General features: G+C 77.3%; 16 protein-coding genes. 10 read left to right on the top strand and 6 right to left on the bottom strand.

Annotation, left to right across the window (positions count from 1 at the left end; translation table 11 throughout):
- The first annotated feature begins 187 nt into the window (after positions 1-187).
- Both ACZ7LB_RS10275 and ACZ7LB_RS10270 read left to right on the top strand, forming a co-directional pair.
- On the top strand, positions 188-868 hold the full coding sequence (locus ACZ7LB_RS10275; RefSeq protein ID WP_471466863.1) for a phosphatase PAP2 family protein: 681 nt from the start codon (positions 188-190) through the stop codon (positions 866-868).
- Positions 869-1,186: 318 nt separating this feature from the next.
- The gene (locus tag ACZ7LB_RS10270) at positions 1,187-1,906 is read left to right on the top strand and encodes a TetR/AcrR family transcriptional regulator (protein WP_471466861.1); all 720 of its coding nucleotides are present in this window, start codon (positions 1,187-1,189) and stop codon (positions 1,904-1,906) included.
- Here ACZ7LB_RS10270 and ACZ7LB_RS10265 read toward each other — a convergent pair.
- The gene (locus ACZ7LB_RS10265) at positions 1,894-2,403 is read right to left on the bottom strand and encodes a DUF6214 family protein (protein ID WP_471467155.1); all 510 of its coding nucleotides are present in this window, start codon (positions 2,401-2,403) and stop codon (positions 1,894-1,896) included. The two genes, ACZ7LB_RS10270 and ACZ7LB_RS10265, sit on opposite strands and share 13 nt — an antisense overlap.
- 181 nt (positions 2,404-2,584) lie before the next feature.
- A complete protein-coding gene (locus tag ACZ7LB_RS10260; protein ID WP_471466859.1) occupies positions 2,585-3,349 on the bottom strand; it encodes a PaaX family transcriptional regulator C-terminal domain-containing protein in 765 nt (254 codons plus the stop codon).
- 72 nt (positions 3,350-3,421) lie between these two features.
- On the opposite strand from ACZ7LB_RS10260, the gene ACZ7LB_RS10255 reads away from it, so the two are divergent.
- The 5 genes from ACZ7LB_RS10255 (at position 3,422) to ACZ7LB_RS10235 (ending at position 9,221) form a co-directional block, all read left to right on the top strand.
- Complete coding sequence (locus ACZ7LB_RS10255; RefSeq protein WP_471466857.1) at positions 3,422-5,104, top strand: acyl-CoA dehydrogenase family protein; 1,683 nt, start codon at positions 3,422-3,424, stop codon at positions 5,102-5,104.
- A gap of 225 nt (positions 5,105-5,329) precedes the next feature.
- A complete protein-coding gene (locus ACZ7LB_RS10250) occupies positions 5,330-6,415 on the top strand; it encodes a WD40/YVTN/BNR-like repeat-containing protein (protein ID WP_471466855.1) in 1,086 nt (361 codons plus the stop codon).
- 78 nt (positions 6,416-6,493) lie between these two features.
- The gene (locus tag ACZ7LB_RS10245) at positions 6,494-7,171 is read left to right on the top strand and encodes a uracil-DNA glycosylase (protein WP_471466854.1); all 678 of its coding nucleotides are present in this window, start codon (positions 6,494-6,496) and stop codon (positions 7,169-7,171) included.
- Positions 7,168-8,163 (top strand): N-acetylglucosamine kinase, encoded by a 996-nt coding sequence (locus tag ACZ7LB_RS10240; protein ID WP_471466852.1) that lies wholly within the window; start codon positions 7,168-7,170, stop codon positions 8,161-8,163. Before ACZ7LB_RS10245 ends, ACZ7LB_RS10240 begins: the two co-directional genes overlap by 4 nt.
- Positions 8,164-8,300: 137 nt before the next feature.
- The gene (locus ACZ7LB_RS10235; RefSeq protein WP_265293196.1) at positions 8,301-9,221 is read left to right on the top strand and encodes a sirohydrochlorin chelatase; all 921 of its coding nucleotides are present in this window, start codon (positions 8,301-8,303) and stop codon (positions 9,219-9,221) included.
- Positions 9,222-9,300: 79 nt separating this feature from the next.
- Here ACZ7LB_RS10235 and ACZ7LB_RS10230 read toward each other — a convergent pair whose 3' ends face one another.
- Positions 9,301-10,335 carry a lactonase family protein gene (locus ACZ7LB_RS10230; protein ID WP_471466850.1) on the bottom strand — a complete coding sequence of 345 codons (1,035 nt, stop codon included), beginning with the start codon at positions 10,333-10,335 and terminating at the stop codon, positions 9,301-9,303.
- Between the two features lie 134 nt (positions 10,336-10,469).
- Positions 10,470-11,960, bottom strand: coding sequence for an FUSC family protein (locus ACZ7LB_RS10225; RefSeq protein ID WP_471467154.1), 1,491 nt, complete (start codon positions 11,958-11,960; stop codon positions 10,470-10,472).
- Positions 11,961-12,177: 217 nt separating this feature from the next.
- Between ACZ7LB_RS10225 and ACZ7LB_RS10220 the strand changes: the two genes are divergently transcribed.
- Both ACZ7LB_RS10220 and ACZ7LB_RS10215 read left to right on the top strand, forming a co-directional pair.
- Positions 12,178-12,654, top strand: coding sequence for an Lrp/AsnC family transcriptional regulator (locus tag ACZ7LB_RS10220; RefSeq protein ID WP_471466848.1), 477 nt, complete (start codon positions 12,178-12,180; stop codon positions 12,652-12,654).
- Between the two features lie 284 nt (positions 12,655-12,938).
- Positions 12,939-13,676, top strand: a complete 738-nt coding sequence (locus ACZ7LB_RS10215) for an HAD family hydrolase (RefSeq protein ID WP_471466846.1) — start codon at positions 12,939-12,941, stop codon at positions 13,674-13,676.
- A gap of 120 nt (positions 13,677-13,796) precedes the next feature.
- Here the strand turns inward: ACZ7LB_RS10215 and ACZ7LB_RS10210 are convergent, their stop codons facing one another.
- Positions 13,797-14,588 carry a LysR family substrate-binding domain-containing protein gene (locus ACZ7LB_RS10210; RefSeq protein ID WP_471466844.1) on the bottom strand — a complete coding sequence of 264 codons (792 nt, stop codon included), beginning with the start codon at positions 14,586-14,588 and terminating at the stop codon, positions 13,797-13,799.
- A 116-nt stretch (positions 14,589-14,704) separates the two neighbouring features.
- On the opposite strand from ACZ7LB_RS10210, the gene ACZ7LB_RS10205 reads away from it, so the two are divergent.
- The gene (locus ACZ7LB_RS10205; RefSeq protein ID WP_471466842.1) at positions 14,705-15,103 is read left to right on the top strand and encodes a DUF5997 family protein; all 399 of its coding nucleotides are present in this window, start codon (positions 14,705-14,707) and stop codon (positions 15,101-15,103) included.
- Between the two features lie 27 nt (positions 15,104-15,130).
- On the opposite strand, the gene ACZ7LB_RS10200 is transcribed toward ACZ7LB_RS10205, so the two are convergent.
- Entirely contained in the window at positions 15,131-16,492 is a 1,362-nt protein-coding gene (locus ACZ7LB_RS10200; protein WP_471466840.1) for an MGDG synthase family glycosyltransferase, read from the bottom strand.
- Between the last annotated feature and the right edge of the window lie 134 nt (positions 16,493-16,626).

Here is a 16,626-nt window from a genome sequence, read left to right as displayed (position 1 = left end):
CCCGGCCGCACCGGCACCCGCACCCGCCGCTCCCCGGGCCGGCCGCCCGCCGGGTCGACCGCCCCCGCCCGCCGGCCCGCACCCGCCACACGCCCTCCGCACCGCCCACGCGCCCCGGCCCACCTCGCGCGCGGGGCGGTCGCCGCGGGAGTGGCCCCGTGGGCCGGCCGTCGGGGAGGATCGCGGCATGCCCTCCGCGCGCACCGCCTCCCCGCCCCGTCCCTCCAGGCCGCCGGAGTCCCGGGGGGCGGTCCGCGCCGTCCGGGTCCTCGTACTGTGCTCCGCCCTGCTGACCGCGGCGGTCGCCGTCGAGTGGGGTCCGCTGGTCCGCTTCGACCGGACCGTCGCGGATACCACGCACCGCTGGGCGCTGGGCGAGCCCGGCGTCACGCACGTCCTGCGCGTCCTGACCGACTGGGTGTGGGACCCGTGGACGATGCGGCTGCTGAGCGCGGTGGCGGTGGTCTGGCTGTGGGCGCGGCGCCGGGACCGGTGGACGGCCGTCTGGCTGGCGGCGGTCTGTCTGCTGGGCGCCGCGGCGCAGCAGGGGCTCAAGGCGGCGGTGGACCGCCCCCGGCCCGTCTGGGCCGTCCCCGTGGACTCCGCTCGCTACGCGGCCTTCCCGTCGGGGCACGCCATGACCGCCACGTTCGTCTGCCTCCTGCTGGTGTGGCTGCTGTACCGCTACGGGGCGCCCCGGGGCGTCCGGCGGACCGCCGTCGCCCTCGCGGCGCTCTCCGTGGCGGGCGTCGGCTTCACCCGGGTGTGGCTGGGTGTGCACTGGGCCACCGACGTCCTCGGGGGCTGGCTGCTGGGCGCTCTGGTGGCGGCGCTCGCCGTCCTCGCCCACCGGCGGTGGCGGCCCTGAGACCGGCGGCCCGCCGCGGCCCCGCGCAGACAGGGGACGGGCCGGGCCCGCCGACCGGCCCTCCGCAGACCTCCCACGGGCGCGCTCCACGGTCCCGCGAGCGCCCTGGGCCACTGCCCCGCGGCCGCCCGCTCAGCATGGTGTCCGGGCTCCGCACCGTCGGTCGCGGTGCGCAGCGGCCGTCGAACAGGCCGCCCGTCTCGGACGATCCCCCGTGTCGCCCGAGACAGGCGGCAGCCGGGCCGCATGTGGAAAGGGGGCGGCCCCTGCTGCGCTGAGTATAGTTGGCTGGCAGCCAGTCAACGCAGGAGTTACAGGATGTCCCCGCGCAGCGCCTCGGTCAATGAAGAATTGCGAAGACGCTCCAAGGAGCGCCTGCTGCAGGCCGCCGTGGAACTGGTGCACGAGCACGGGTACGAGGCGACCACCCTCGGCGCGATCGCGGACCGGGCGGGCTCGGCACGCGGTCTGGTCTCGTACTACTTCCCGGGCAAGCGGCAGTTGGTGCAGTCCGCGGTGCACCGGCTGATGCACCGCACCCTGGAGGAGGCCCTGGAGCGCGAGCCGCGCACCGACGAGGGGCCCGAGCGGATGGCGCGCGCCATCGACGCCCTGCTGGGCCTGGCGCGGGACCGGCCGGTGCTGATGCGCCACCACATGGCGGGGCTGCTGCAGGCCGAGGGGTTCGTGATCTGCCCGGAGCAGAGGCGGCTGGCCGAGCTGCTCCGCGACACCGTGGTCCGGCACGGCTCGCAGGACGTCGACCGGGACTACCCGATGCTGCGGGCCCTGCTGATGGGCGCCGTCTTCGCGGCGCTGGTGCCGGGGGTGCCGATGCCCGTTCCGCAGTTGCGCGCCGAGCTGTTCAAGCGCTACCGGCTGGCGTGGGAGCTGGGGGTCCCGCCGGGTTCCGAGGCCCCGGACACGGAGGGCGGCGCGGATGTGTCGCGGTTCTTCGCGACGGGGGCCGAGCCCTCGGCCCAGGCCCCCGCCGTTCCGGCGCAGGGCGCCCGGGGCGGGCCGGATCAGCCGCTGTAGGGCCCGTCCCGCTGGTCCGGCCGCGGGGCACGCGGCGCTGCGGGGGAACCGCGCCGCGCCCGGCGCGGGGCCAGGAACCCCTCGTCGCGCGCCCGGCCGATCAGCCGGAGGGAGTCCCGGCGACTGTGCCCGGTCGCGCCCATCACGGCGAGCACAGGATCGGTGCCCGCCTCCTGGGCGGCCCGGTACTCCCGTGCCGCCAGCCGGCATCCCTCCCGGCCGCGCGGCCACTCCGGCCGCGCCCTGCGGGGCGCCGCGCAGCCCGCGGCGGCGGGCACGCAGGCGTCGAGGAGCGGACCCTCCAGCCACTGCCCGAGGACCGCGAGGTCGTCCAGGGACAGCGCCGGTTCGGCGCGCACGTCCTCGACGCGGACGCCGTGCGGCGACAGCACGGCGAGGGTCTCGACCACGGCGCCGTCGGCGAACGCGAGGCGGACGTCGAACCAGGAGACGGCGGCACCGCCCCCGCGCACGGTCCAGGTGTGCCGCACGGACAGCTCGCCCTCGTCCGGGCAGCGGTCGGACAGCCTGAGGGAACGATGAACGAAGGATGCTTCGAGCACACACGCAACGTAACCGCATGATCACATTCCATACGAACGGAACACGCGCGCGGCACCCCACCGGACGAGCGGCGGCCACCCGTCCCGCCCGCCCCGCCCGGCCCTCGGGCGCGGCTCAGGCGGGGGCGTCCCCGGCGCCCGGCCGGCGGGACTGCTCCCGCTGGTAGCGCGTGTACGCCTCGCGCAGCGCCGGGCCGGGCCAGCCGTCCGGCAGGAGCGGCGCGGGCAGCACGGGGTCGGCCAGCAGATGGCGCACGACGGCCGCGAAGGCGGCGAGGCGCCCTGCCGGGGTCCGCGCCCGGCCGACGTGCCCGAGCAGTTCCCGCGCGGTGTCGGCCCAGGCGTCCAGCGGCCACAGCAGGGCCGCCAGGTCCGCCGCCGGGCGGTCGGGGCGGCACCGTCCGGGCTCGGCGACGCGCGTCAGGTCGGCCGGGAGCGGGCGGCGCAGGTTGGCGGGGCGCAGCCAGACGCCCTCGCGGAGTTCGGCCAGCCGCAGCGCGGTGAGCCGGGCGCGCAGGTCGGCGCGTTCGGCGGGGCCGCGTCCGCTCGCGGTGACCACGACCAGCTCCCAGTCCCCGTCCCAGGCGCGGGTGCGCGGGCGCACCGCCTCGTCCTGGCGGCGCTGGCGGTCCAGCAGCCGTGCGCCGAGGCGGTATCCGCCCTCCGTGCGGCGCAGCTCGCCGGCGGAGGCCATGCGGCTGAGCGCGGCCCGCGCGGTGGAGCCGCCGACGCCGAACCGGTCGGCGAGCCGCACCAGTTCCCGCGCCGGGAGCTCCGGGGCGTCCGTGCCCAGCAGCAGGCTCAGCACCACCGACCGCGCGGAGAGCGGGCGCGGCTCCGCCCCGGCCGGGGGCGCGGGGTCGTTCGTCGGCGCGGACACGGACGTACTGTACGTGCGCCGCCACCCTGTTGCACTATTGCTGCGATCGCGGAAATACCGCAACATCGTGGTATGACGACACGCGCGCAGCACTCCGACGAGGGTTCGGCCGGCCGCCCCGCAGGGCACACCACGCACGACGTCACCAACCAGCCGCCGCCCCTGGCCCCCTACGACGCCTCCGACGACGCGGCCCTGCTGGAGGGCGTGCGGCGGGAGGGGGCGGGCTGGGCCGAGGAGTCGCTGCGGCGGCTCGGACGGCGGGCGGGCAGCGCCGAGGCGCAGGAGTGGGGCGAGCTGGCCAACCGCCACGAGCCGGAGCTGCGCACCCACGACCGGTACGGCAACCGGGTCGACGAGGTCGACCACCATCCGAGCTGGCACCGGCTGATGCGGGTGGCCGTCGGGGAGGGCCTGGCCGGCGCGCCCTGGGCGGACGGACGGGCGGGCGCCCATGTCGCGCGGACCGCCGGCGGGCTGGTCTGGGGCCACACCGAGGCGGGCCACGGCTGCCCCGTCTCGATGACGTACGCGGCCGTCCCGGCGCTGCGCCGCCAGCCGGACCTGGCGAAGGTCTACGAGCCGCTGCTGACCGCCCGGGAGTACGATCCCGGGCTGCGCGTCCCGACGCGGAAGCGGGGCCTGCTGGCCGGGATGGGGATGACCGAGAAGCAGGGCGGCTCCGACGTCCGCACCAACACCACGGCCGCCGCCCCGACCGCCGAGCCCGGCGTGTACACGCTGCGCGGGCACAAGTGGTTCACCTCGGCGCCGATGAGCGACGTGTTCCTGGTGCTGGCCCAGGCGCCCGGCGGGCTCTCCTGCTTCCTGGTGCCGAGGGTGCTGCCCGACGGGGGGCGCAACACGTTCCGCATCCAGCGGCTCAAGGACAAGCTCGGCAACCGGTCCAACGCCTCCTCCGAGCCGGAGTTCGACGGGACCGTCGCCTGGCTGGTCGGGCCCGAGGGGGAGGGCGTCAGAACCATCATCGAGATGGTCAACTGCACCCGGCTGGACTGCGTGATGTCCTCGGCGACGCTGATGCGCAGGACCCTGGTGGAGGCGGGCCATCACACGCGGCACCGCAGCGCGTTCGGCGCCCGCCTGGCCGACCAGCCGCTGATGCGCAACGTGCTGGCCGATCTGGCGCTGGAGTCGGAGGCGGCGACCGCGCTCACCCTGCGGCTGGCGGGCGCGGCCGACCGCGCGGTGCGCGGGGACGCCGGGGAGGCGGCGTTCCGGCGGATCGCCACCGCCGTCGGCAAGTACTGGGTGACCAAGCGGGGCCCGGCGTTCACCGCGGAGGCCCTGGAGTGCCTGGGCGGCAACGGCTACGTGGAGGACTCGGGCATGCCCCGGCACTACCGGGAGGCCCCGCTGCTGTCGATCTGGGAGGGCTCGGGGAACGTCAACGCCCTCGACGTGCTGCGGGCGCTGGACCGCTCCCCCGCCACCCGGCACGCCCTGTTCGCGGAGCTGGCCCCGGCGCGCGGCGCCGACGCCCGGCTGGACGCCGCCGTGGCCCGGCTGGAGTCGGATCTGCCCGGGGCGTCCGAGACCGGGGCCCGGCGGCTGGTCGAGCTGATGGCCCTGGTCCTCCAGGGCTCCCTGCTGGTCCGGCACGCGCCGCCGGCCGTCGCGGACGCCTTCTGCGCGTCCCGGCTCGGCGGCGACCGGGGGTACGCCTTCGGCACCCTGCCCGACGGGGCGGACCTGGGCGCGATCCTGGCGCGTGCGCTGCCGGGCGAGGGCTGAGGGGCACCGGGGAGGGACTCGGGAGCGGCGCGGGGCGAGGCGCGGGCGGGACGCGCCGAAGGGGCGGGCGCGGGCGCCGTGCGGGCCGACACCGCCGTCGTGACCTGGGACGACGCCCCGTCCGGAGGTGACCGTCCGCACCCCGGTGCAGACTGGCCGGTGCCGGGGGCGAAGGCGTCGCAACCCAGTCGAAGGCGTCGAGAAGGACGCCCGGAGGTGATCGGCATGACCGAGGTACTGCTCGCCGTCGGCACCCGCAAGGGCCTGTTCATCGGGCGCCGGCGCGGTGGCACCTGGGAGTTCGGCGGAAGTCCCCACTTCAACGCCCAGGCCGTCCACTCGGTCGCCCTCGACCTGCGCGGGGACACCCCGCGGCTGCTCGCCGGGGGCGACAGCACGCACTGGGGCCCGTCGGTGTTCCACTCCGACGACCTGGGCCGCACCTGGCGGGAGCCGGGGCGGCCCGCCGTGCGGTTCCCCCGGGACACCGGCGCCTCGCTGGAGCGGGTGTGGCAGCTCCACCCGGCCGAGGCCGAGCCCGGCGTGGTGTACGCGGGGACCGAACCGGCGGCGCTGTACCGCTCGGAGGACCGCGGGGAGAGCTTCGGGCTGGTCCGCCCCCTGTGGGAGCACCCGACCCGCTCCCAGTGGGTGCCGGGCGGCGGCGGCGAGGGGCTGCACACCGTCCTCACCGACCCGAGGGACCCCGCCTCGGTGACGGTCGCCGTCTCCGCCGCGGGCGTCTTCCGCACCGAGGACGGCGGCGCGAGCTGGCGGCCGTCCAACTCCGGCGTCTCCGCGGAGTACCTGCCCGATCCCGACCCCGAGTTCGGCCAGTGCGTGCACAAGGTCGCCCGGGACGCGGCCGACCCGGACCGGCTGTACCTCCAGAACCACTGGGGCGTCTACCGCAGCGACAACGGGGGCGACCACTGGACGGACATCGGGCAGGGCCTGCCGTCCACCTTCGGCTTCGCCGTGGCCGCCCATCCGCACCGGGGCGGCACCGCCTACGTCTTCCCGGTCAACGCCGACGTGGACCGGGTCCCCGCCGGGCACCGCTGCCGGGTCTACCGCACCCAGGACGCCGGGCGGAGCTGGGAGCCGCTGACGGCGGGCCTGCCCCGGGAGGACCACTACGGGACGGTGCTGCGGGACGCCCTGCGCACCGACGACGCCGAGCGGGCGGGCGTGTACTTCGGCAACCGCAACGGGGAGCTGTTCGCCTCCGACGACGACGGCGACTCCTGGCGCCTCCTCGCCTCCCACCTTCCCGACGTGCTCTGCGTCCGCGCGGCGGTCGTCGGGTGAACGGACCGGGCGGGGCCGGGGGTTGCCGCCGCACCGCCGGTTGATCCGGGGCCCCCGCGCGGCAGTAGGGTGACGCCCGTGGCACCACGACCCTTGAATGACATCGTCGAAGCGGGCTGGGCGCAGGCCCTGGAACCGGTCGCCGGGCGGATCTCCGCGATGGGCGACTTCCTCCGCGCCGAGATCGCCGCCGGGCGCACCTACCTCCCGGCCGGATCCCACGTCCTGCGGGCCTTCCAGCAGCCCTTCGACGACGTGCGGGTCCTGATCGTCGGCCAGGACCCCTATCCCACCCCGGGACACGCCGTCGGACTCTCCTTCTCCGTCGCCCCCGAGGTACGGCCGCTGCCGGGCAGCCTGATCAACATCTTCCGGGAGCTGAACGCGGACCTCGGGCTCCCCCAGCCCACCACCGGGGACCTGACCCCGTGGACCCGGCAGGGCGTGCTGCTGCTCAACAGGGCGCTGACCACCGCCCCGCGCCGGCCCGGCGCCCACCGGGGCAAGGGCTGGGAGGAGGTCACCGAGCAGGCGATCCGCGCCCTGGCCGCGCGCGGCAAGCCCCTGGTCTCCGTCCTCTGGGGCCGGGACGCGCGCAATCTGCGGCCGCTGCTCGGTGAGCTGCCCGCCCTGGAGTCCGCGCACCCCTCGCCCATGTCGGCCGACCGGGGCTTCTTCGGCTCCCGGCCCTTCAGCCGGGCCAACGACCTGCTGCTGCGGCAGGGCGCGCAGTCCGTGGACTGGCGCCTGCCGTGACCGGCGCGGCCGAGGCGGCGGGGGACGACGGGTTCCTCGCGGTGGACTCCGGCGGCTCCGGACTGCGGGCCGTCGTCGGCACCGTGCGGCGCGGCCCGCTGGGGCGGCGCGCCTCCCGGGAACCCGTGCGCACCGGACCCCGGGGCATCGACCCGGGGCACGTCCTGGAGCAGGTGGTGCCCATGGCCCGCGCGCTGGCCGCCGGGAGCGGTACCGGACGGCTCACCACCGTGGCCGTCGGCGCCGCCGGGATGGCCACCCTCGGCGACGCGCTGCGCGCCGAACTGCCGGGTGCCCTGGCGCGGGAACTGGGCGCCCGGGTGGTCGCGCTGGCCGCCGACGCGGTCACCGCCTACGCCGGGGCCCTCGGCCCCCGGCCGGGCGCGGTGGTCGCCGCCGGTACGGGACTGATCGCCACCGGCACCGATCTGGTCCGGTGGCGGCGGGCGGACGGCTGGGGACACCTGCTGGGCGACTGCGGGGGCGGGGCCTGGATCGGGCGGGCCGGCCTGGAGGCCGCGCTCCGCGCCCACGACGGGCGGGACGGCGGTTCGGCCGCGCTGCTCGCCCGCGCCCGGGAGCGGTTCGGGCCGGTGACGGGGCTGCCCGGCGCGCTGTACCCGCGCACGGACCGCCCCGCCGTGCTCGCCTCCTTCGCGCCCGACGTGGCCGCCTGCGCGGACGGCGACCCGGTCGCCGCCGGCATCCTGCGGGCCGCCGCCGGCCACATGGCCGACTCGGCCGCCGCCGTCTGCCCCGCCGGGGACGGGGCCCTGGTCGCGGTCACCGGGGGGCTGCTGAAGCTGGGCGCCCCGCTCACCGACCCGCTCGACGAGGAGCTGTCGCGCCGCCTTCCCCGGGCGCGGCGGACGGCCGCCGAGGGCGATCCGCTGCACGGCGCGGTACGGCTCGCGACCGTCCTGGCCACGGGCTCCCCGGGTCTGCCCGAGGACGGGCTGATGCTCCATGTGACACGGACGGAAACGGACTGACTCCGCTCGTCGGCGAAGGGGAATCGTGCCGATGCCGTCCGATCCGTACAACCTGCTCCAGACAAAACCGGACGGATGGTACTCTCCCGCACCCTCCCCGAACGCGGAAGGCGCGGAAACCAGTAACATGCGGCGCCATGAGTTCCCCCACTGGGCCCGCCGGCCTGCCTGTACGAATGCCGCGCCCCCGCCAGCCCGGACGGCACCGCCGTCCCGAGCCGCTGGTGGCCCCCGAGGGCGCGCCCGCGCTGGTCCTCGCGGTGCCGGGCACGCCCAGTAGCGCCACCCGCGGCCTCGCCGAAGAGGTCATCAGCATCGCCCGCTCCGAACTGCCGGGCCTCGACGCCCGCATCGGCTACCTCGACGGCGACGACGTGGAGTACCCGTCGCTGCCGGTCGTCCTGCTGCACGCCGCCGAGGAGCGCGTCGCCCGCTACGAGCAGGCGCTCGCCGCGGGTCTGGAGGCCAAGGAGCCCGAGGGGCCCGTCGCCGTCGTCGTGCCGCTGCTCGCCGGTCCGGACAGCGCGCTGCTGCGCAGGGTCCGCCAGGCCGTGATGGACAGCAGGGTCGCGGCCGAGCTGACCGATGTGCTGGGCCCGCACCCGCTGCTGGCCGAGGCGCTGCACGTGCGGCTCTCCGAGGCCGGTCTGGCCCGCGCCGACCGGGCGAGGCTGTTCACCGTGGCGACCGCCGCGGACGGCATCGTGCTGGCCTCCGTGGGCGGCGACGAGGCGGTGCAGGCGGCCGGGATCACGGGCATGCTGCTGGCCGCGCGGCTGGCCGTGCCGGTGATGGCGGCAGCCCTGGACCAGGAGGGTTCGATCGCCACCGTGGCCGAGCGGCTGCGCTCCTCCGGTTCCCGGCAGCTCGCGCTGGCCCCGTACCTGATCGGCCCGGAGATCGAGCGCAGCCTGCTGGCGGAGGCCGCCCGGGAGGCGGGCTGCGCCACGGCCGACCCGCTCGGCCCCTACCCGGCGATCGGCAAGCTGGCGTTGGCCAAGTACACGACGACGCTGGGCATCGCCCCGCAGCCGTCGCAGGGCTCCCCGGTCCGCTGACCCGCCCCCGCACCGCCGAAGGGCCCGCTCCCCGGAGGGACGGGCCCTTCGCCGTCCCCCGGGAGGGACGTACGGCGGGTCAGCCGAGGACGACGCAGGAGGCGGCGGCGACCGGCAGCGATCCGGCGCGCGCCGGCAGGCCGGTGTCCGGGTCGGTGGTGAACCAGGTGACGTCCCCGGAGCGCTCGTTCGCCACGTACAGCAGGCCCTCCGACAGGGCGATGTCGCGCGGCCAGCGGCCGCCGCAGGAGACGGTGGCGAGCAGCCGCAGGGCGTCCCCCTCGACGGCCAGCACCGAGACCACGTCCTCGCCCCGCGTGGCGGTCCACACGAAGCGGCCGTCGGGCGAGACGACGATGCCGGACGGATAGGCGTCGCCCGCGGCGGGCCCGGCCAGCAGCCGCACCTCGGTGAGCGGCCGCAGCACCCCCTCGGCGGCGTCCCAGCGGCAGACGGTCACGGTCGGCGCGAGTTCGTTGACCACGTAGGCGTGCCCGCCGTCCGGGTGGAAGGCCAGGTGGCGGGGGCCCGAGCCGGGGCGCAGGGCGATCTCCCGGTGCACGGTGAGGGCGCCGTCCGCCAGGGCGCAGACGCGCACCGAGTCGGTGCCGAGGTCCACGCTGACCGCCCAGCGCCCGCTCGGGTCGGACCGGACCTGGTGGGCGTGGGGTGCCTGCTGGCGCTGGGTGTGCGGGCCGGAACCGGTGTGCCGCAGGACCCCGGAGGCGCCGCGCGCCAGGGTGCCGTCGGAGCGGACCGGTACGGCGCTGACGCTGCCCGAGCCGTAGTTGGCGGTGAGGACGTGCCCCGCGTGCAGGCCGAGGTGGGTGGGCCCGTCGCCGTCGACCGGCACCGGGCGGCCCGCAGGTTCGGTCCGGTCCCCGGCCACCCGGTACGCGGCCACCGCGCCCGGCGCGGTCTCGCTGACCGCGTAGAGCGTCTCCCCCCCGGGGGCGAGGGCCAGGTAGGAGGGGTCGGGCAGGGTGCCGTCCGCGCCGAGGGCGGTGAGGGCGCCGCTGTCCGGGTCGACGGCCGCCGTCACGATCCCGGGTCCGCCGGCCGCCGTGAACGACCCGATGAACGCCCGCCGCTGTCGTCTCCCGCCGTCTGCCACCGCTGGCCCCTCTCTGCCCCGCGCCCCGGCGGGGTGCCTCGTCCGATGCGTGCTCCGGGCGACCGTAGCAGTCGATCACGTGCGGTCTAGACCAAAGGGGGGACTTGGCACCGCCGAGGCGGGGGAACCCGTGCTCAGGCGCCCACCAGGGGCGAGCCGGACGGGGCGCGCAGCGGAGCCGCGAGTTCGGCGAGGGCGTCCTCCAGGCCGTGCAGATGGGCGTGGGCGGGTCCGGCGGCGAGCGGGCGCTCCGCGCGGGCGGGGACGGCCCCGCCGCCGGTCAGGGCCTCGACCGCGCTCTCGACCCGCCAGCAGGCGGCGGCCAGCCGGGCGTCGTGCGAGGCCTCCGGGTCGGCGGCGACGGCGGCCAGGCCGCGCACCTCCCGGGCGCAGTCGTCGAGCAGGGCGAGCACCCGGCGGGCGCGCCGCTTGCGGCTCCGCACCGGGTGCAGGGGGTGCACCAGCGGCGCGACCGACAGCCGTACCCGGGCGAGCGCCTGCTCCAGCTCGGCGACCCGCGCCCCCGGGTCGGCGGAGTCGTCCCCGGCGAGCCGGGCGGCGGCCTCGGCCGTGCAGGCCCGCACACCGCGCAGGGCGCGCTCGATCCGGGCGTGGGTGACGGCGTGGGTGGTGACCGGCAGGACCAGGAGCACGGCGAGGGCGGCGCCGAGGGCGCCCACGCCCGTCTCGACGAGCCGCAGGGCGAGCAGCCCGGGGCCGAGCACGCCGAGCAGCCCGTAGAGCAGTTCGGCGAGCACCGTCACGCAGAGCATCATCCAGGTGTAGGACACGGCGGCCGTGTAGAAGATCCCGAAGACGCAGACGGCGGCGAGGACGGCGGTGGGCACCCCGGACCCGGCGACCGGGACGGCGACGAGGAACCCGGCGCCGATGCCGATGACGGTGCCGAGCACCCGGCGGAAGCCGCGCACCAGGGTCTCGCCGCGCGAGGTGGTGTTGACGAAGACCCACCAGGTGGCGCCGACCGCCCAGTACCAGCGGTCCCCCGACACCAGTTGCCCCACGACCAGCGCGAAGGCGGCGCCGGCGGTGGCCTGGACCGCCTGGCGGGTGGTGACGCGGGCCAGCCCCCGGCCGGGGGGCGGTGCGGGCGCGGCGGGCGGGGGCGTGCGGCGCTCGTGGCACCACAGGCCGAAGCGCGTGGCCCCGGCGGCGGCCACGGACAGCAGCAGGGCGGCGAACATCTCGGGCAGCAGGTCCGCGGTGGCGTGCAGGAACTGGGCGATGAAGAAGGTCATGAACGCGAACACGCCGAGGCTGTGCCCGCGCGGTCCCCAGCGCCGGGCGTACACCCCGGCGCCGACCACGGCGAGGAAGACCAGGTCGCGGGCGACCGGGAGGTCGTGGAGCACGGCGGCCAGGGCGAGCACCGGCAGTCCGGCGGCGGGGAGCAGCGCGGTGGTCACCGCCTGGCCGCGGACGGCCGGGTCGGTGACGGTGAACAGCGCGAGCAGCGCGGCGAGCCCGCCGACGACGACGCCCACCAGGGAGATCCCGGCCGACCCGCAGACCATGACGGCCAGGCCGATGCCGAGGACGCCCCGCGCGGCGAAGCGCAGCCGCGCCCGCCCCGGGTCCGGAGCCACGAACACCCTCTTCAGCACCACGTATCGCCCCCTTTCCGCACGGATCGCCGTCCGCGCGGTTCCCGGCATGAAAAAGGCGCCGCGGGGTCCGCAGCGCCATCGACACCCCCATGGGAGCATCCTTTCCGCCAGTGGCTCAACAGGCCGCTTCACGACTGTGCCATTGGTACAGTCGATGCGGTGTCCCGGCAGCCACCGGCATACCAATGGCCGACGAGGGGAGCGGACGGGCGTCATGGCCGTCGACGAACTGGACACCCGCATCCTGCGGCTGCTGCTGGAGCAGCCGCGCACCAGCGTGCGCGAGTACGCCCGCCTCCTGGGCGTCGCCCGCGGCACCCTCCAGGCCCGGCTGGACCGGCTGGAGCGGGAGAGCGTGATCACCGGCACCGCCCCGGCGCTCTCCCCCGCGGCGCTCGGCCACCCGGTGCTGGCGTTCGTGCACATCGAGGTCACCCAGGGGCGTCTGGACGAGGTGGGCGAGGCGCTGGCCGCCGTCCCGGAGATCGTGGAGGCCTTCTCCATCACCGGCGGCGGGGATCTGATGACCCGGGTCGTGGCGCGGGACAACGCGCATCTGGAGGACGTGGTGCAGAAGCTCATCAGCCTGCCCGGGGTGGTGCGCACCCGCAGCGAGGTCGCGCTGCGGGAACGGGTGCCGTACCGGCTGCTGCCGCTGGTGGAGTCGATCGGCCGCGCGGCGCGGGGGTGAGAGCGCGTGGCCGGTGCCGGGCGCGGTGTACGGGGTGCGGTGCGGGGGTGAGTGCGCGGTACGGGGGTGCGGCGCGGTCCCCGTGCCGTGGGTCCGCTCCGGGCCCCGCTCCAGGGACCCGCTCACGGTCGCGCCCCACCTGCGGGCCGCGCCGCCGCGTCCGGCCCCGTCGCGGACCGGCGGACCGGCCCACGGGGAGCGCTCCCCCGGTCGGTGTTCCCGCGCGGGCTCCCGGGCCGCCGAATCCCGCCCCGGGCGGACCGTGGCTACGGCATGCTGGTCGGATGAGCACTCCGGGGGGCATCGCGGTCCTCTTCGACCTGGACGGAACGCTCGTGGACAGCGAGCCGAACTACTACGAGGCGAGCCGCCGCCTGCTCGCCGAGCACGGGGTGCCGGACTTCACCTGGGCCGACCAGGAACGCTCCGTGGGCATCAGCACCCGGGAGACCGTCATCGGCTGGAAGCACCGGTACGGCCTGGAGGCTCCGGTGGACGACCTGCTCGCGGCGAAGAACCGGCACTATCTGGAGCTGGCCCGCGGCGGCACCCGCGCCTACCCGGAGATGCGCGCCTTCGTGGAGCTGCTGGCCCGGGCGGACGTCCCGATGGCCGTGGCCTCGGGCTCCTCGGCGGAGGCCATCGCGGCGGTGCTGTCCGGCACGGGGCTGGACGCCCGGCTGCGGACCGCCGTCTCGGCCGACGAGGTCGCGCGGGGCAAGCCGGCCCCCGACGTCTTCCTGGAGGCGGCCCGGCGGCTGGGGGCGGACCCGGCGGACTGCGTGGTCGTCGAGGACGCGGTCCCGGGCGCCGAGGCGGCCCACGCGGCAGGGATGCGCTGCATCGCCGTGCCCTACCTCCCGGAGACGGCCGGCGACCCCGGTTTCGCCACGGCGGACCTGCTGCTGCGCGGCGGGCAGCGGGAGTTCACGGCGCGGGGCGCCCTCGACTGGCTGGAGCGCTCGGCCCGGCGCGCCCGAGGGGGACCGGAACGGAACACGGCGGGGGAGGCCGGGGCGTAGAGCCCGGCGGGTAGGGCCCGGTGGGCAGCGGGGACCGACGGCCGGTGCGAGCTGCCGGCCGTCGGCCATGGCGGGGGTGATCCTCGGCCGGGGTGCGGATCGGTCGGGGTGGCGGCTCGGTCAGCGGTGGCCGGGTCTGCCGCGCCGCCCGCTCCGGGAGCCGCCCGCGCCCCGGACGCCGCCCGAACCTCGCGCCGTGCCCGAGCCGCGCCGGGCGCCGCCGGAGGACTTGCCGGGCGTCGGCTTGCGCCGCGCGGCGTCCCCGCGCCCGGTCTTCCGTTCCGCCGCCGGCTCGGCCCGGGGGCGGCCCCGGGTGCTGTTGACGGTGCGGCCCCGGACGATGCCGATGAACTCCTCCACCAGGTCCGTGTGCGCGTCCTCGCGCCAGGAGAGCGCCACACCGGAACCGGGGGCGTCGGTGACCGTGCGGTGCGCGAGGTCCTTGCGGTGGTGCAGCCGGGCCAGGGACAGGGGGACGACGAGGACGCCGATGCCCGCGGCGACCAGCTCGACCGCGTCCGCGGTGGTGGCCGGGCGTTCCAGGGCGGGACGGCCGGGCGGGGTCTGCCAGCCGAGCACGTCGTCCAGGGGGTGCAGCACGATCTCGTCGGCCAGGTCCGCCAGGGTCACCTCGTCGGCCGCGGTGACCAGGTGGTCCTTGGGCACCACGACGACCGTGGTCTCGGTGTACAGGGGGATCGCGCTGAACACCGCGCGGTCGACGGGCAGCCGGACGAGTCCGGCGTCGGCCCCGCCCTCCCGCAGGACGCTGTCCGTTTCGTCCGGGGAGACCTGGGTCAGGGACAGCGGGACGTCCGGCAGCCGCTCGTTCCAGATGCGCACCCATTTGTCGGGCATCACCCCCGGGACGTAGGCGAGCCGGAACGCGGGGGGTTCTTCCGAGCCTGTCACCCGTCCAGGCTACCGGGCGCGGTGGCCCCGGCCCGACCACCGGGGCGGGCCGGGGCCGGCGGGAGGGCCGCCGGGTGTGGTCGGCGGCCCGGTGGCCACTGGATACCCTGGACCCCATGACGTCGCACCAGAACACCCAGACCATGAAGCCCGCGACCGCGGCGAAGAAGCTGGGTGTCTACCTTGAGGCCACCCCCGCCGAGTTCCGTGAGGGTGTCGTCTCGCGTTCCGAGCTGAGCGCGCTCCAGGCCGACCCGCCCGAGTGGCTGCGGAAGCTGCGGAGCGAGGGCCCCCACCCCCGGCCGGTGGTGGCGGCGAAGCTCGGTGTGTCCATCGCGGGCCTGCGGCGCGGCGGCGTGGACGAGGCGCTCACCACGGAACGGATCGAGGAGCTGAAGCGGGAGCGCCCCGAGTGGCTGGAGCGGGAGCGGACAGTGCAGGCCGACGTCCGCAAGGAGGCCGCGCGGGTGAGGAAGCTCCACGAGGAGCGCGCCGAGCGCGCCTCGGGCGACTGACCGGCGCGTCCGGCGGGCGCCCCGGTCTCACCCGCCGGTGCCCGCCCCCCGCCGGGCGCGGGCGTACGCGGTCATCAGCGGCACCGGGTCGTCCCGGAACAGCGCGCGTCCGGCGGCGGTCCGCGCCTCGCGCTCCGGACCCGGCGCCGTGAGCCGCCGCAGGGAGGCGAGCAGGGCCGCGCCGTTGCCGGCGAGGTCGGAGACGCCCAGGTCCGCCATCCGCCGTACGCCGTCCGCTCCGTGCCCCGGTATCGGGCGGTGGCCGATGACCGGCAGCCCGGCGGCGAGGGCCTGCACGGCGGTCTGCCCGGCGGCGTTGTCGATCAGCGCGCGGGCGGCCCGCAGCAGGCCGGGCATGTCGCCGACCCAGCCCAGCGCGAGCACACCCGGGGTGCCCGACAGCTCGCCCCGCAGCCGGTCGTTGGCCCCGCAGAGCACCACCGCCAGATAGCCGTGCGCGGCCAGCAGCCGGACCGTGGCGTCCAGGCGCGAACCGACCCCCCAGGCCCCGGCGGACAGCACGACGGGCACCCGGCCGGGGCCGTGCCGCGCGAGGAACAGCCGCCAGGTGTCGCCCGGCCCGCCGGAACCGGGGCCGCCGCCGGTACCCGCTGTCGGACCGGCGGACCGCCCGGTGCCGGGCGGACTTCCGCCGTCGCTGCCGCCGGCGCCCGGCGCGTCCGGTGCGTCCGGTGCGTCCGGCGCGTCCGGCGCGTCCGGCGCCGCGACCAGGGCGAGGGCGGGCCCGGTGGAGGCCGCCGGTGCCCCCGCCCCGGCGTCGGGCGTCAGGAACCCGGGGGCCACCACCGGACCGCAGACGGTGGCCGGTGCGCCGGTGGCGCGCCGCACCTCGCGGGCCGCGTCCGGCGTCAGGCACAGGTAGTGGTCGTTGCCGGGGTGCAGCCACTGGCGGTGCACGGCGAAGTCGACGACCAGGACCACGCTGGGCACCGGCAGCAGTCCGCGGGCCCGCAGATGGCCGGTGAGCTGGGCGCCGAGGTGGAAGACCGGCACCACCGCGTCCGCCTCCCACGCCGCGGCCAGCCGCCGCAGCCGCCCGCCCGCCAGCCGGGCCAGCGGCGTGCCGCCGGGGCGTCGGCCCGGCCCGGGGCGCAGGAACAGGCGGTACACCGCGCCGTAGGCCCAGGGAGCGTGCCGGACCGAGCCCCGGTAGAGGAAGCGCAGGGCGCGGCCGAGCCCGAACGGCAGGAGCGCGAGGACATCGGTGACCAGCGCGTCACCACCGCCCTCCCGGGCCCGGCGGGCCACCTCGGCGGCGACCGTGTCGTGCCCGGCGCCCATGCTCGCGCTGACCACCAGCAGGCGGCCGGGGCGCCGCGCGGGCGCCGCGGGCCCCGTCCCGGACGCCGGTGAGCTGGGAGGATGCACGGTGCGTCAGGTAGCCCGGAACGATGCGGTCAAACCATGACGGGAGCGGGTGATCCGGTCACGCCCCGCCGGGTCCCGCCCCGGCACCTGCTCCCGTCCCCGGCCCCGGCACCTGCTCCCGTCTCCGTCCCCGG

The sequence above is a fragment of the Streptomyces sp. NPDC107521 genome (assembly GCF_055598485.1).
The sequence above is the reverse complement of the archived record's forward strand: the minus strand, read 5'-3'. Positions and strand labels throughout refer to the sequence as shown.

Bases quoted from the DNA above. Each gene is read 5' to 3' on its own strand.
- ACZ7LB_RS10205 (WP_471466842.1), top strand. From the start codon at position 14,705: ATGACGTCGCACCAGAACACCCAGACCATGAAGCCCGCGACCGCGGCG.
- ACZ7LB_RS10250 (WP_471466855.1), top strand. From the start codon at position 5,330: ATGACCGAGGTACTGCTCGCCGTCGGCACCCGCAAGGGCCTGTTCATC.
- ACZ7LB_RS10275 (WP_471466863.1), top strand. From the start codon at position 188: ATGCCCTCCGCGCGCACCGCCTCCCCGCCCCGTCCCTCCAGGCCGCCG.
- ACZ7LB_RS10255 (WP_471466857.1), top strand. From the start codon at position 3,422: ATGACGACACGCGCGCAGCACTCCGACGAGGGTTCGGCCGGCCGCCCC.
- ACZ7LB_RS10220 (WP_471466848.1), top strand. From the start codon at position 12,178: ATGGCCGTCGACGAACTGGACACCCGCATCCTGCGGCTGCTGCTGGAG.
- ACZ7LB_RS10215 (WP_471466846.1), top strand. From the start codon at position 12,939: ATGAGCACTCCGGGGGGCATCGCGGTCCTCTTCGACCTGGACGGAACG.
- ACZ7LB_RS10270 (WP_471466861.1), top strand. From the start codon at position 1,187: ATGTCCCCGCGCAGCGCCTCGGTCAATGAAGAATTGCGAAGACGCTCC.
- ACZ7LB_RS10235 (WP_265293196.1), top strand. From the start codon at position 8,301: ATGAGTTCCCCCACTGGGCCCGCCGGCCTGCCTGTACGAATGCCGCGC.